The organism is Rhizobium sp. No.120 (genome assembly GCF_054558365.1).
This window is the reverse complement of sequence record NZ_BAAJNQ010000005.1, coordinates 290,180-303,258: the sequence shown is the minus strand read 5'-3', so window position 1 is coordinate 303,258 and position 13,079 is coordinate 290,180. Positions and strand designations below refer to the sequence as shown.

13 protein-coding genes are annotated in these 13,079 nt (G+C 59.2%); 8 read left to right on the top strand and 5 right to left on the bottom strand.

What is annotated here, in order from left to right; genetic code table 11:
• Positions 1–61: 61 nt before the first annotated feature.
• A complete protein-coding gene (locus ACYJRZ_RS17985; RefSeq protein ID WP_459461149.1) occupies positions 62–883 on the top strand; it encodes a class I SAM-dependent methyltransferase in 822 nt (273 codons plus the stop codon).
• Positions 884–998: 115 nt separating this feature from the next.
• Entirely contained in the window at positions 999–2,165 is a 1,167-nt protein-coding gene (locus ACYJRZ_RS17980) for an acyltransferase family protein (protein ID WP_459461147.1), read from the top strand.
• An 89-nt stretch (positions 2,166–2,254) separates the two neighbouring features.
• On the opposite strand, the gene ACYJRZ_RS17975 is transcribed toward ACYJRZ_RS17980, so the two are convergent.
• Together ACYJRZ_RS17975 and ACYJRZ_RS17970 are read right to left on the bottom strand one after the other, a co-directional pair.
• Complete coding sequence (locus tag ACYJRZ_RS17975; protein ID WP_459461145.1) at positions 2,255–3,181, bottom strand: cation diffusion facilitator family transporter; 927 nt, start codon at positions 3,179–3,181, stop codon at positions 2,255–2,257.
• Between the two features lie 151 nt (positions 3,182–3,332).
• Positions 3,333–4,214, bottom strand: a complete 882-nt coding sequence (locus ACYJRZ_RS17970; RefSeq protein WP_459461143.1) for a helix-turn-helix domain-containing protein — start codon at positions 4,212–4,214, stop codon at positions 3,333–3,335.
• Between the two features lie 123 nt (positions 4,215–4,337).
• Between ACYJRZ_RS17970 and ACYJRZ_RS17965 the strand changes: the two genes are divergently transcribed.
• Positions 4,338–5,570 carry a cytochrome P450 gene (locus tag ACYJRZ_RS17965; protein WP_459461141.1) on the top strand — a complete coding sequence of 411 codons (1,233 nt, stop codon included), beginning with the start codon at positions 4,338–4,340 and terminating at the stop codon, positions 5,568–5,570.
• A gap of 29 nt (positions 5,571–5,599) precedes the next feature.
• Positions 5,600–5,920 (top strand): 2Fe-2S iron-sulfur cluster-binding protein, encoded by a 321-nt coding sequence (locus ACYJRZ_RS17960; protein WP_459461139.1) that lies wholly within the window; start codon positions 5,600–5,602, stop codon positions 5,918–5,920.
• 62 nt (positions 5,921–5,982) lie between these two features.
• Here the strand turns inward: ACYJRZ_RS17960 and ACYJRZ_RS17955 are convergent, their stop codons facing one another.
• Positions 5,983–7,029: an isopenicillin N synthase family dioxygenase gene (locus tag ACYJRZ_RS17955; protein ID WP_459461137.1), complete on the bottom strand. Its 1,047-nt coding sequence runs from the start codon at positions 7,027–7,029 to the stop codon at positions 5,983–5,985.
• Between the two features lie 229 nt (positions 7,030–7,258).
• Positions 7,259–7,774: a P-loop NTPase family protein gene (locus ACYJRZ_RS17950; protein WP_459461135.1), complete on the bottom strand. Its 516-nt coding sequence runs from the start codon at positions 7,772–7,774 to the stop codon at positions 7,259–7,261.
• 261 nt (positions 7,775–8,035) lie between these two features.
• Here ACYJRZ_RS17950 and ACYJRZ_RS17945 point away from each other — a divergent pair, with 261 nt between their 5' ends.
• Complete coding sequence (locus ACYJRZ_RS17945) at positions 8,036–8,422, top strand: VOC family protein (RefSeq protein ID WP_459461133.1); 387 nt, start codon at positions 8,036–8,038, stop codon at positions 8,420–8,422.
• A gap of 185 nt (positions 8,423–8,607) precedes the next feature.
• A complete protein-coding gene (locus ACYJRZ_RS17940) occupies positions 8,608–9,561 on the top strand; it encodes an NAD-dependent epimerase/dehydratase family protein (protein ID WP_459461131.1) in 954 nt (317 codons plus the stop codon).
• A 20-nt stretch (positions 9,562–9,581) separates the two neighbouring features.
• Here the strand turns inward: ACYJRZ_RS17940 and ACYJRZ_RS17935 are convergent, their stop codons facing one another.
• Positions 9,582–10,793, bottom strand: a complete 1,212-nt coding sequence (locus tag ACYJRZ_RS17935; RefSeq protein ID WP_459461129.1) for a TIGR03862 family flavoprotein — start codon at positions 10,791–10,793, stop codon at positions 9,582–9,584.
• A 286-nt stretch (positions 10,794–11,079) separates the two neighbouring features.
• On the opposite strand from ACYJRZ_RS17935, the gene ACYJRZ_RS17930 reads away from it, so the two are divergent.
• Both ACYJRZ_RS17930 and ACYJRZ_RS17925 read left to right on the top strand, forming a co-directional pair.
• Positions 11,080–11,787: a TetR/AcrR family transcriptional regulator gene (locus ACYJRZ_RS17930; RefSeq protein ID WP_459461127.1), complete on the top strand. Its 708-nt coding sequence runs from the start codon at positions 11,080–11,082 to the stop codon at positions 11,785–11,787.
• Between the two features lie 127 nt (positions 11,788–11,914).
• Complete coding sequence (locus tag ACYJRZ_RS17925; protein ID WP_145318542.1) at positions 11,915–13,072, top strand: Gfo/Idh/MocA family protein; 1,158 nt, start codon at positions 11,915–11,917, stop codon at positions 13,070–13,072.
• Positions 13,073–13,079: the final 7 nt, after the last annotated feature.

Sequence of the window (13,079 nt, the reverse complement as noted above, 5' to 3'; positions counted from 1 at the left end):
TGACGCGTTTGCCGCGATATGCTAATATTGCGGTCTATCAGGTGCGCAGCGGGTGATGGCGATGTTGGAGGCAGACAAGATATTCGCGGGCTCGATTCCGGAAAATTACGACCGCTATATGGTGCCGTTGATTTTCGCGCCTTATGCGGCAGACATTGCACAACGCGCCGGATCTCTTAGGCCGCGCACAGTGTTGGAAATTGCGGCAGGCACCGGAGTTGTCACCCGCGCCCTGGCGCCGAAACTGTCCTCCGATGCAAGCTACGTCGTCACCGACCTCAACCAGCCGATGCTGGATTATGCCGCTTCGCGACATCAGCCGGACGGGCGCATCGCTTGGCGGCAGGCGGATGCCATGGCGCTGCCGTTCGAAAATGCGGCCTTCGATCTCGTCGTCTGCCAGTTCGGCGCGATGTTCTTCCCCGATCGCATCTCGGCCTATCGCGAGGCAAAGCGCGTTCTGAAATCAGGCGGACATTTCCTGTTCAACGTATGGGATCGCATCGAGGACAATGTTTTCGCCGACGACGTGACGAAGGCGCTGGCACGGATTTTCCCGAACGATCCGCCACGTTTTCTGGCACGCACGCCGCACGGATACCACGACGTGGACCGGATCCGCAGCGATCTCGAGGCTGCAGGTTTCTCCGAAATCGTGATCGAAACGAGGGCAGAGCACAGCCGCGCGTCCTCACCGCGCATTCCGGCCATCGCCTATTGTCAGGGAACCCTGCTTCGCAACGAAATCGAGGCCAGGGAAGCGAGGAAGCTGCAGGCCGCGACCGACTATGCAGCCGCCGCGATCGAAGCGAGACATGGCAGCGGCGAAGTTGCGGCCAAAATTCAGGCGCATGTCATATTGGCGACCGCGGGTGAAGCTTAACTGAAGAATAACTATAATTTAAAGCAGCGCCGCCGAATTATGCGCATGGCGATGAGTTGTTATATCGTTTTGGATAGAAAATGGGAGATCCAAGGCGATATTTACTGAGATTCCGGTGGGGCGTGATAGCGAAATACTTGAGGATGGGGATGCTGGCCGCGCTGCCGGCAAATCCGCCCATACGCTCGTAAATCTTCAGGTGCTGCGCGCGCTCGCCGCCTCTTCCGTGGTTGTTGCCCATGCCTTGCACGAGACGGGCATGCTGGCCGCAGCAACAGGACGTGCAGCGGTCGACGGCTCCGCTTGGAATCTCGGTTTCGGTGTCGACATATTCTTCGTCCTTTCCGGCTTCATCATGACCCACACGACCGCGTCGGAATTCGGCAAGGGCGGCGCTTCGCTGCGCTTTTTCCTGCGGCGCTGCGCACGTGTGATCCCGCTTTACTGGCTGCTGACCAGCCTCATGCTGCTTGGCGCGCTTGCAGCCCCCTCGCTTCTTGCTGTTCCCATCGGCTCCATACCGCATGTCCTGGCATCCTATTTCTTCATTCCGTCCGGGCGCGGCGTCGATGAGATCAGGCCGGTACTCGCCCTCGGCTGGACGCTGAACTACGAGATGCTGTTCTACGTCTTCTTCGCTGCGGCACTGCTGCTGCCGATACGATTGGGCGTCTTGTGGCTGTCGGTTCTCATGGTCGGAATGGCGCTCGTCGGAAGGCTGATCGACCCCCTCCATGTGCAGATATCGTTCTGGACGAACCCGATCATTCTGGAGTTCCTCTTCGGCGTCTATGTAGCGCTGATTTTCCGCAGCGGAGCAAGGATCGGCGGCGGCTGGGCACTCGGGCTGGCGGCCATCGGGCTCCTGGGCTTCGTACACGTCTCGACGCTTTGGAACGATGCGGCCCTGCCGCAATTCCTGCGAAGCGGCCTGCCTGCCGCTCTATTCGTCCTGGCAGCTGCCATCGGTCCCGTATTGCCCCCAGTGCGGCTTGTTCTGTGGGGCGTTGCGCTGGGGGACGCCTCCTATAGCCTCTATCTTGTCCATCCCTTCATCCTGCGGCCGCTGCGCACGATCTGGGAGAAAGTGATCGGGGCAGGGCTTCCTCTCGGACTCTTCGTCGTTGTCGCGACGCTCGTCGCCGCTATGGTTGCCGAGGTGCTTTTCAGATATGTCGAGAGGCCGCTTACGCGCCGCGTTCAGAGCCGCATGCTTCCTTCTACCCGAAGCGGGCAGACAGCGAGCGGCTCTCTTTCGGCAGCTGATACCGAGCGCGCGTGATCCTTTCGGGTGGCGCTTTTCCCAACTTGCCTTAGCATCTTGCGCATAGCGGCTTCGCCCTGCGATATCGAGGGTGGGTGCGGCGGCGCTCAATCGGCCCATTCCGGATCGGTCGTAAATGCAATCGTCAGCCAGCGGTCCGGGCCTTCGCCACCGATCGCTTCGCCGATCTCGTCGCGGATATGGTCCCATTCCTCCAGCTTCTTCGCTGGTCCATCCGGCGGCACGATGAAGTAAAGCTCGATCTGCCTGCCGCGGCCGACGCGCGCGACATAGGAGCGGTAGGATAGGAAATTGTAGCGCCGAACGATCTCTGCCGCCACCCGGTCGACATGGTCCCGCAGGTCGGAAGGCGTCACGAGCAGGATATCGGCGAATGCCTGCTTGATGGTACCGACCGGCATGGGAATGACGATGAGGCAGACGAGAGCCAGGGCGACGGGATCGACATAGGGCGACATCCACTCCAGCTTCGTCCCCTGGATGAAAAAGCCGAAGATGAAGGCGAGGAGCAATGCGCCGCTGAGGCTGCCGGTCATCACCCAGGCCTTGGCATCCAGTGCAATGAAGTTGGATCCGATAGTCTTGTTCGCCCGCCTGGCATAGGCGGCCATCAGGAAGGCGATGATCATGGTCAGGACGGCATAGATAATGGCCTGATCGAAAGAAAGATGCCGTCCGCCACTCATGATGCTGCCGACGGCGTTGATCAAGGCATAGACGGCTGCTCCCGTCAGCAGCACGCCATTGAGGCCGAGTACCATAGGCTCGAGATGCCAGAAACCCATGGTGAAATGCTTGGCGAATTTGCCGGCGGCGGTTGTGTTTGTCGCCGAAGATATGATCAGATTGGAAACGACCAGCGCAACGATCGTCATGCTCGCATCCGTGAGTGCGTAGATGCCGTCGAAGACGATTGCGTAGGAGCCGGAGAGAAGGCCGAAGACAATGCCGGCGACGGCGAGAACGAACGTCACGATAATGGAAATGCGCAGAACGCTTTGTTCGGTCGTCATTTTTCAATCCCCGGCAGAGGCGCGGCGTTCGTTTCGGAAAGACGCGCTTAGGCTGCCGCAACTCTTAGCGCGTGATGTACGCCGAGCCAATCGGGGCCTGCTGTGTCGGCTGTTCTATCGTTGACTCAGAAACCAAGAGGTATTTGATCTCTCATATCCCTATCGGCCGCACGTTCTGCCCCTGCCGCCTGAACTCGCTGGGAGTGACGCCGACCAGCTTCTTGAAGTCGCGGGCAAAGTGAAAGGGGTCGGGATAGCCGCATCGCGCCGCTATTCGGCTGATCTGCTCATCCGTTACGATCAGCAACGGCTTTGCGGCATTCACACGCTCATGGCGCAGCCAATCCAGAGGTGTCGTTCCCATTCTCTGGCGAAAGCGGCGGAACAATTGCGCCTGGCTCAGATTGGCGGCGGTCGCGAGGTCTTCTATCGCCCAGGGGCGTGTCAGGTCGGTGCGAACCAGTTCCATGACCCGTTGCAATCGTTGTACCGAGGCGCTGAGTTTGCTGCTTTCGGCACGCTCGGATGCCAGGAATGAAATCAACTGTGCCAGCAGGGCAAAGCATCTGTTGTCAGCAAGAAAGCTGCCCGTCTCTACTTCCCGCAGGATGCCTTCGAACAGCGCGTCTGGATCGCGAGTGTTGGCCGTGTCGAAGATCGGATTGCCGATCACGCCGAGACTGTCGAACAAGGTATCGAGCCCATATCCTGTGAAACCCAGCCATAGATAGGACCAATGCGAATGACGCGGCTCGCAGCGATGCGAATAAAGCATCGAGGAATCCAGCCAGGCGATCGTCCCTTCATGCAGCAAGTTCGAAACCCCATTGACGTGCAGCAGGCCTTTCCCGCTGAGAGTAAGGATCAGGGTGTGATGGTTGAAGCGATGGGCGATCGGCATTTCAGCAGGCGTGCAAACCCGACGCCCGGCCGCGAGAAGCGTGTAAGGGAACGCCCGGGACAACTTGCCCGGAGTCTGAAAGAAGACGGAGTCGAGAGGGAGGATTTCTGGTAAAATCACTTTATGGGTCATGGCGACCTAACTCTATTTCGGAATGAGAGTTTTATCCATATGGCTGCGGCTCGCATCCATGTCCTTTCGTCGTTTGACGCTGTATTCTATGGCCGATGAACCAGATTGGATGAGGTCTTCATCATGGCGATGGCAACTCCAGCATTCGATCCGCTCTCGCAGGCGTTCACGGACGATCCCTATGCGTCTTACCGCGTGCTGCGCGCCAGCCCGGGTCCGGTCTACTATGAGCAGTTCGACATATGGCTGCTGTCGCGCTATCAGGATGTGGCTGCCGCTGCGGCCGACAAGACGCTAGTGCGGTCTCTCGAATTCTTTCTCTCTCCGGAGGAAATACGGGAGCAGAAGGTTCGGCAGAACTGGCATGACATGCCGAACCATTCCCGTTTCGTGCAATTCAGCCTGCTGGATTCGGATGGCGAAACCCACGACCGGCTGCGCCGCAAGGTCTTCCGTGAATTTACGCCTGCGCTCGTCGCGCGGCAGCGCGGCATGATACAGGATTTCGTCGACCGTCTGCTCGGTCGTCTCCTGCAGGCAGGTATGATCGATTTCGTCGAGGATCTAGCTTCGCAGGTTCCAGGTCACATCATCGGTTCGGTGCTGGGCGTGCCGGAGGAATATGCCGGGCAACTGCGCAAGTGGTCGGAAGAGGTCGTGCAATATTTCGACGTCGATCGCAGCGTGGAGCGCAAGGCGATCGCCGAGCGTGCGACGACGGAGTTTTACGAACTCCTCAAGGAGCTCATTGCCGAGCGCATACGCACGCCGCGCGACGATCTTCTCTGTCGGCTGACCGAGGCGCATGTCGCCGGCGAGCTTACCGAAGACGAACTCGTTTCCACTTGCATGCTGATCCTGATGGCCGGGCACGGCTCGACGATCGATGTACTGGGCAGCGGCATGCATGCTTTGCTGCAATATCCCCATGCTTTGAAGACGTTGCGTGAAAAGCCGGCGGTGATGTCGACCGCCATCCAGGAAATGTTTCGCTTCGAGTCGCCGCTGCCATTCTTCCATCGCTATCTGACCGAGGAAAGGACGATTGCCGGCAAGCTGTTGCCAAAGGGTACGAAGATCGGTCTGCTCTATGGCGCAGCCAATCGCGATCCCGAACAATTCGAGTCGCCTGACGAGTTCTATGTCGAGCGCACGCCCAATCGCCATCTGGCGTTTGGCGGCGGCGCACATTTCTGTCTCGGCAATCATCTGGCCCGGCTGGATATGGAGATCATTTTCTCGACACTCCTGCAGCGCACCTGCTCGATCGAACTGCTGGACGACAATCCCGCCTACAAGCGCGGGCTGTCCGTGCGCGGACCGAAACGCCTGGACATTCGCCTCATCGCCGCATGAACGGATTTGCCGAAAATATGGAGAATGCAATGTGTGAAATCGTGTTCATCGATTCCGCCGGCCGCGAGACCCGCGTCCAGGCACAGGAGGGCGAGACGCTGATGGCCATCGCTGTCAGGAGCGGCATCGACGGCATCGTGGCGCAATGCGGCGGCGCCTTGGCCTGCGGCACCTGTCACTGCTACATCGAGCAACCCCATCTCGATCGTCTGCCACCGCCTTCCGAGGAGGAAGCGATGATGATCGAATTTGTGATGGAGCCGGCGCCGACCAGCCGGTTGAGCTGTCAAATCCTTGCCAGCAGCATCGTCGACGGCATGCGGGTGATCGTGCCCGATAGCCAGCACTAGGGATTAGCTTCGAGAGGAGGTGGCCGATATAGCGACCTCGCCTCGATCTTGATGGATCCGGCCTAAACCGACTGTTCCGATGCCAGGAGATCGGCATAGTGAGCGCGGGCGACATCAGGATGGGAGCGCAACCGGCTCTTCAGCTGGTTCTGGCCGACTTCGCGGAAGATCGGGTTCAGGGGATCGACCGAGATGCCGCGCTCCGATCGCTTCAGCTCATCCGGCAGTTCGATGACGGGGATAATGGCATCCGGACGGGAGCCCAGAAAGAAGGCAACGGAGAAACGCTCGACGCCGGCAGGCGGTGCGACGACGTCGTGCAGGTCGGCGCGCACGAAGCCGTTGGTCGCAAGCTCGAGCAATTCGCCGGTATTGATGACAAAGGTGCCCGGAACCGGCGGTGCATCGATCCAGACGCCGTCTTCCGTGCGCACCCGCAGGCCGGGCACGGTGTCCTGCAACAGCACAGTGACGAAGCCGCCATCCTTGTGAGCGCCGACGCCCTGATCCGTTTTGGCGACATCGCGGCCCGGATAGCGGATGATCTTCAGAAGCTGCGAGGCCTGCGGCTCATAGATATCGGCAAAGACGTTTTCCGCCTGGCCGAGAGCCGCGGCGATCGCCTTCAGAATATCGATGCCGATGCGTGTCACCTCTGCCTGATAGGCAAGCAGCAGCGGCTTGAGCTCCGGCAATGCTTCCGGCCACTGGTTCGGCCCCTGCAGGCGCCGCCATGCCGGCGTATCCGGATCAATCTCGAAGGGTGCGCTTTCGGTGTTGATGTCGAGCTGCTCGCGCCAATCCTGTTCGCCGCGGGTCCGCTCTTGTCCAGCGCGGTTATAGCCGCGAAAATGCGGCGACTTCACCATCTCGATCTTGAGCTTTTCTTCGAGCGGCAATGCAAAGAAGCGCTTCGCCGTCGCAACGACATCCGCAATGAGTTTGGGATCGACGCCATGGCCGGTCAGATAGAAGAAACCATGGTCGTAGAGCACTTTGCGAAGCTCCGCGACGAATGCCTGACGGTCCGAGGGCGAGGCGTAGAAGCGCTGGAGATCGAGCGTGGGCAGTGATGTATCGGAGTCTGATGGCGCGGTATGGGAGGTCAATGAGGTTTCCTCTTTCAAGCTCGTCTTTGTTCTCGGGCTGTGATGCCATCGCCTGCCGTGTCCGAGCCGTGATGACGCAAAGCGTCCCTTATGGGTTGAGACGAAGCTAGAGGCCCTTCGTCACTAAGGCAAAGAAGATAATCTCAAAGATCGCTGATCTTTTGGAATGGTTTTTACAGCCGTCGTTCTCGCGACTGCGGCTAATATGAATAGTGATTGAGTCCGCAGTTCACCTCAATTTCTGCATAAACGTATCCAACTCATCGACGCTGCCTATCCGTATTAACGTCTTGCCGGTCGCCTGCGCTTCGATACACAGGCGGCGTATGTCCGGCATCCAGTCCCGTTCGATTTCCCAGATGGTCCGAAACAGATCGCGCGTCGGCGGCATGGCCGACAGTCCGCCAGGTGTATGGTCGAGCTTGCCGGACTGCCATGCGATCTGGCGCTCGGCTGCGAGCCAGAAATGTATCCAGAGCGGCATGTCGATGAGGATGATCTCGGTCGCGCGATCTATCCGCGTCGGGATTGAATTCTTGTGCCCCAGGCCATCGATGACCCAATTCTCACCGGATAGGATCCGTTCATGTTGCTCGACATAAGTTTCAAGCGGTGCCGGAACCCAGGCCTCCTGCCAGAGCAGCCTGTCGATCTCGAAATGGGGAATTGAGTGGCGCTCGCCCAATTTGCGGGCGAGGGTGGATTTTCCACCTCCTGCATTTCCCAAGATGGCGATGCGCGACATTGGATGATGACCCGATAATGCGAGCCTCTGGGAAACCCGGCAAAGATGCCGGAGCGTTTATGAAGCTATTCTATTGCTGTTGCAATTGATGCAAACGGTCGGGAGTCAGGCCGCGTTGCGCTGCACGAAATGCTGAATGCCGGCGGGATTGGTGACGATGAAATCATGTGCCGGATATCGGCATCCGGTTCCGGGATATAGCAAAGCACTTTAAAGGTCGTTTCTTCCTGCCCATTTTTCTAATTCAAGCGGGTCCCGGCGATGCGTTTCGTAAATCCAATCCCCTTTGTCAGCGATATCGGGCGCTCGAAAGCGTTCTATGGCCGTCTGCTAGGCCTCAGGATCCTGCACGACTTCGGCAACTTTGTACTGTTCGAGACCGGCTTTGCCATTCATGACGGAAAGTCGCTGGAGAAAACGGTCTGGGGCGCGAACGGTGAAGCATCCGGCCCCTATGGGCGGCGGAACATCCTCCTCTATTTCGAACATGAGGACGTCGATGCGGCATTCGAAGCGATAGCACCGCATGTCGATCTCATTCATCTCATCGAGAGGCAGGAATGGGGGCAGCGCGTGTTCCGTTTCTATGATCCGGACGGCCATGCCGTGGAGATTGGCGAACCGCAGTTGGATATGATGGGTGGTTGATCCTTGCCGCTTTCGTCCAGTCCATTCATCATCGTCATCTGAAATGGCCGCAAAGGCAGCGATGAATGTCTTTTTGCATCATCGGAGGGGATGACAAAACCGCTTGCTCTCCTATTCTCATCGGCCAGATCACGTCTTGAATGTCGGCGCCCGCCGGCGTTCGATCTCGACATTGGGAGGATATCATGACGCGCACGGTGATAATCGGTGCAACAGGCCATGTCGGCACCTATCTGGTGCCGCGGCTGGTCGAAGCCGGGCATGAGGTGGTGGCGATCAGCCGCGGCCAGGCCAAGCCCTATTCGCCGAATAAGGCATGGAGCGAAGTCGAAATGCTGGCGATGGATCGTGCTGCCATGGAGAAAGATGGCAGCTTCGGCCCGGCCGTTCGTGCCTTGAAGCCGGATATCGTCATCGACATGATCTGTTTCACGCTCGACAGCGCAAGGCATCTGACCGAGGCGCTCACCGATCATGTCGGCCATTTCCTGCATACCGGCACGATCTGGACGCATGGATTTTCGACCGTGGTTCCGACCCCGGAAGAGGCGCCGAAGCGGCCGTTCGGCGACTATGGCATTCAGAAGGCGGCGATCGAAGCGCATCTGCTTGAGGAAGCGCGGCGCAGGGGATTTCCCGCGACCCTGATCCATCCCGGCCATATCGTCGGTCCGGGCTGGGAACCTCTCAATCCCGCCGGCCACTTCAACCCGTCGGCGTTTTCGACATTGGCGCGGGGTGAAACCATCGTCCTGCCGAATTTCGGCCTGGAGACGGTTCATCATGTCCATGCCGATGATGTCGCGCAAATGTTCATGGGCGCTATCGCCAATTGGCGGGTTTCGACGGGAGAGGCTTTCCATGCAGTTTCAAGCGCTGCACTAACGCTCAGGGGCTATGCCGAAGCAATGTCGCGCTGGTTCGGACATGAACCGAAGCTGGAATTCCTATCCTATGAGGCATGGGCCGAAGGCCAATCGGCGGAAGACGCGCAGGCGACGTGGGAGCACATTGCCAGAAGCCCGAATTGCTCGATCGCCAAGGCTGAGCGGCTGCTTGGATATCGGCCGCGCTACACATCGCTAGAGGCCGTTCAGGAAGCGGTCGCCTGGCTGATGGAGAACGGCCGGATCGGCTGAAAGACGGGCTTTAAGCCTGGTCAACGGTTCTGGAGCCAGGCATCCATGCCTTTCGCCGCCGCATGCCCAGTCGCAAAGCAGGCCGTCAGAAGATAGCCGCCGGTCGGCGCCTCCCAATCGATCATTTCTCCGGCGGCGAACATGCCGGGGAGCTTCTTCAGCATATATCGCTCGTCGAGTTCATCCCATCGGATGCCGCCGGCAGACGAGATGGCCTCGGCAATGGGCCTTGGCTTCAGCAACGGAATCGGCAGGGCCTTGATCAGGCGGGCAAGCGCTTCTGGATGCGAGAGAACGGCGGGTTCGGCAAGCTCGCGCAAAAGACCCGCCTTGACGCCCTCGATGTCGGCGCCCTTGCGCAGACGATTGGAGAAGCTTGCCTTGGGATCCTGCCGCGCCAGATCGCGCGCCAAACGCTCCTCATTGCGTCCGGGCGCCAGATCGACAATGAGCGAGGCCTCGCCCGTTTTTGCCAACCGGTCGCGTAGCGAGGCGGCATGGGCATAGACCAGACTGCCCTCGATCCCCGTTTTCGAGATGACGAATTCGCCGGGAAAAGTCCCCGCTTCCGATGTCGCGGTGACGGCTTTCAGCGGCTCGCCGGCAAAGCGTTCGCTGAAGGTTGAGCTCCAGGTGACGTCGAAACCGCAATTGGCTGGCTGGAAGGCGGCGATGTCGATACCCTTGTCGCGAAGCCAACTGACCCATGCCGCATCCGATCCGAGCCGGGCATAGCTTGCCCCGCCGAGTGCCAGCAGAACGGTGTCATGACGCACGAGCTCGCGCCCGTTTGCTGTTTCGAACACCAGACTGTCGTCCTCGAAGCCGCACCAGCGATGCCGCGTCATGATGCTGACGCCTAGTGCCTGCAGCCTTGTCAGCCAGGCACGCAGCAGCGGCGATGCCTTCATGACCTTCGGGAAGACGCGGCCGGACGAGCCGATGAAGGTTTCCGTTCCCAGGCCTTTCGCCCAGGCTCTGATCTCATCAGGTTGGAAATCGTCAAGTGCTGCGCGCAATCGGGCCGAGGCAGCGCCGAAGCGGGTGGCAAAGACACCGTAGTCCTCCGAATGCGTGATGTTGAGACCGGATTTTCCGGCCAGCAGAAACTTGCGCGCGACCGTCGGCATGCTGTCATAGATCACGATGCGATGGCCAAGCCGCGACAAGGTCTCTGCCGCCATCAATCCCGCAGGGCCGCCGCCAATGATTGCGATTTGTGCTTTTGTCATGCTCACCCGGTGCCGCTTGCTATCGTTCTCTAAGGCCGGATAGGGGCCGAACGCAAGATAGTCGCCGTCCCGGTCCAATCTCTCTGTCGTTCAGACGGGTTACCGCAGCGCCGGAAATCCCACGTTTCCGCTCGTATCTTTAGCTATATCCACATTTAAATCGATATAACCATATGGTTACTATTGCCTCTGATTCACCGGGGGCTGTCAACTTATGAGATGATCGGTTACTTATCGGCGTGAGGATGAGCCGCATAAGCCTTATGAAATGCCGCCGGGAGCCATGATGTCGGAAGCCAAGACCGTGAAGCGCAGCGCAAAGAGTGCAGACCTTGCGAATGCAGAGAAAACCTCCTCGCGCACTGCTTCGGACCGGCCCCGTCTTCGGGATGCGGAGCGCACCAGCAAGGCTATTCTGGCGGCCGCGACAAAGGAGTTTGCCGAGCGCGGCTATGGCGGTGCCCGCGTCGACGCCATTGCCGAACGGGCGAAAATCAACAAGCGGATGCTCTATCACTATTTCGGCGGCAAGGATGCGCTCTATGTCGCGGTTCTCGAAGGCAGCTATATCGCTATTCGTTCGGCGGAAGCACGGCTCGATCTCTCGCATCGCTCACCTGCCGATGGAATGCGGGAGCTGGTCGTCTTCACCTGGCAATATTTCCTGGATCACCCGGAATTCCTGGGGATTCTCAGCACGGAAAACATGCACAAGGCCCGCTTCCTGAAGCGTTCGGCGCGCATTTTCGAGCTGCACTCGCCGCTGGTCTCCGAGATTTCTGGCCTGCTCGACCGCGGCGCGGCGGCGGGCGTATTTCGCAGCGATTGCGATCCAGTGAAGATCTATATGAGCATTGCGGCCCTCGGCTCGTTCTTCCTGACCAATCGCTGGACGCTCTCAACGATCTTCCGCCGCAACCTCTCGGACAAGAGCGAAATCGATGCCTGGGGCGAGCATATCGTCGACGTGATTTTCGCCTATCTGCGTCCCTAAAATCCTTAGGGTAACAAGCTAAGCAACGATGGATGATTGCCGCTGTGGCCATTGACTATGGCCGTTGACAGCATGGCTTCGCCGTGTCAGTTATGTAACTATATAGTTATTTACGGGAGGAAAACTCATGGCAACGAAGCCGATAGGCATCATCATGCACGGCATTACCGGCCGCATGGGCTACAACCAGCATCTCGTGCGCTCCATCCTGGCGATCCGCGAACAGGGCGGCGTTCTTCTGTCGAACGGCGACCGGCTGATGCCTGAGCCGGTGCTTGTCGGCCGCAATGCCGAAAAGATCGAGGCGATTGCCCGCAAGCACGGTCTTTCGAAGACGACGACCGATCTCGATGCCGCTCTTGCCGATCCCAGCAATACGATCTTCTTCGATGCCGGTTCGACGCAGATGCGCGTCGAGCTTCTCGAAAAGGCGATTGCCGCCGGCAAGCATGTCTATTGCGAAAAGCCGATCTCCGAGACGCTGGAGGAAGCGTTGTCGGTTGCCGCTTCCGCAGAGCGTCGCGGCGTCAAGAATGGTGTCGTCCAGGACAAGCTGTTCCTGCCTGGCCTGCGCAAGATCGCCATGCTGCGCGATAGCGGCTTTTTCGGCAAGATCCTCTCCGTTCGCGGCGAGTTCGGCTACTGGGTTTTCGAAGGCGATTGGGGCGTCAAGGCACAGCGTCCTTCCTGGAACTACCGCAAAAAAGATGGCGGCGGCATGATCCTCGATATGCTGCCGCATTGGCGCTATGTGCTCGACAATCTCTTTGGTGAGGTCAAGTCGGTCAGCTGCCTCGGCGCGACGCATATTCCAAGCCGCGTCGACGAGAACGGCAACACCTATGTCGCCGATGCCGACGATGCCGCCTATGCAACCTTCGAGCTCGAAGGCGGCGTTATAGCGCATATCAACTCCTCCTGGGCGGTCAGGGTTCGCCGCGACGATCTCGTCACCTTCCAGGTCGATGGCACTCATGGCTCGGCCGTCTGCGGCCTGATGCGTTGCTGGACGCAGCACCGGGTCAATACGCCGAAACCGGTGTGGAACCCCGATCAGCCGCAGCCCATCAATTTCTTCGACACCTGGGAAGAGGTGCCGGACACGCAGGCCTTCGACAACGGCTTCAAGGCGCAATGGGAGCAGTTCCTATGCCATGTGGCCGAGGATGCGCCGTGGAAATTCACGCTGCGCGAGGGCGCCAAGGGTGTGCAGCTGGCGGAGCTGGCCCAGAAGAGTTGGGCCGAGCGTCGCTGGGTCGATGTTCCCTCCCTTTCGGCCCGTTAGGAGGCTG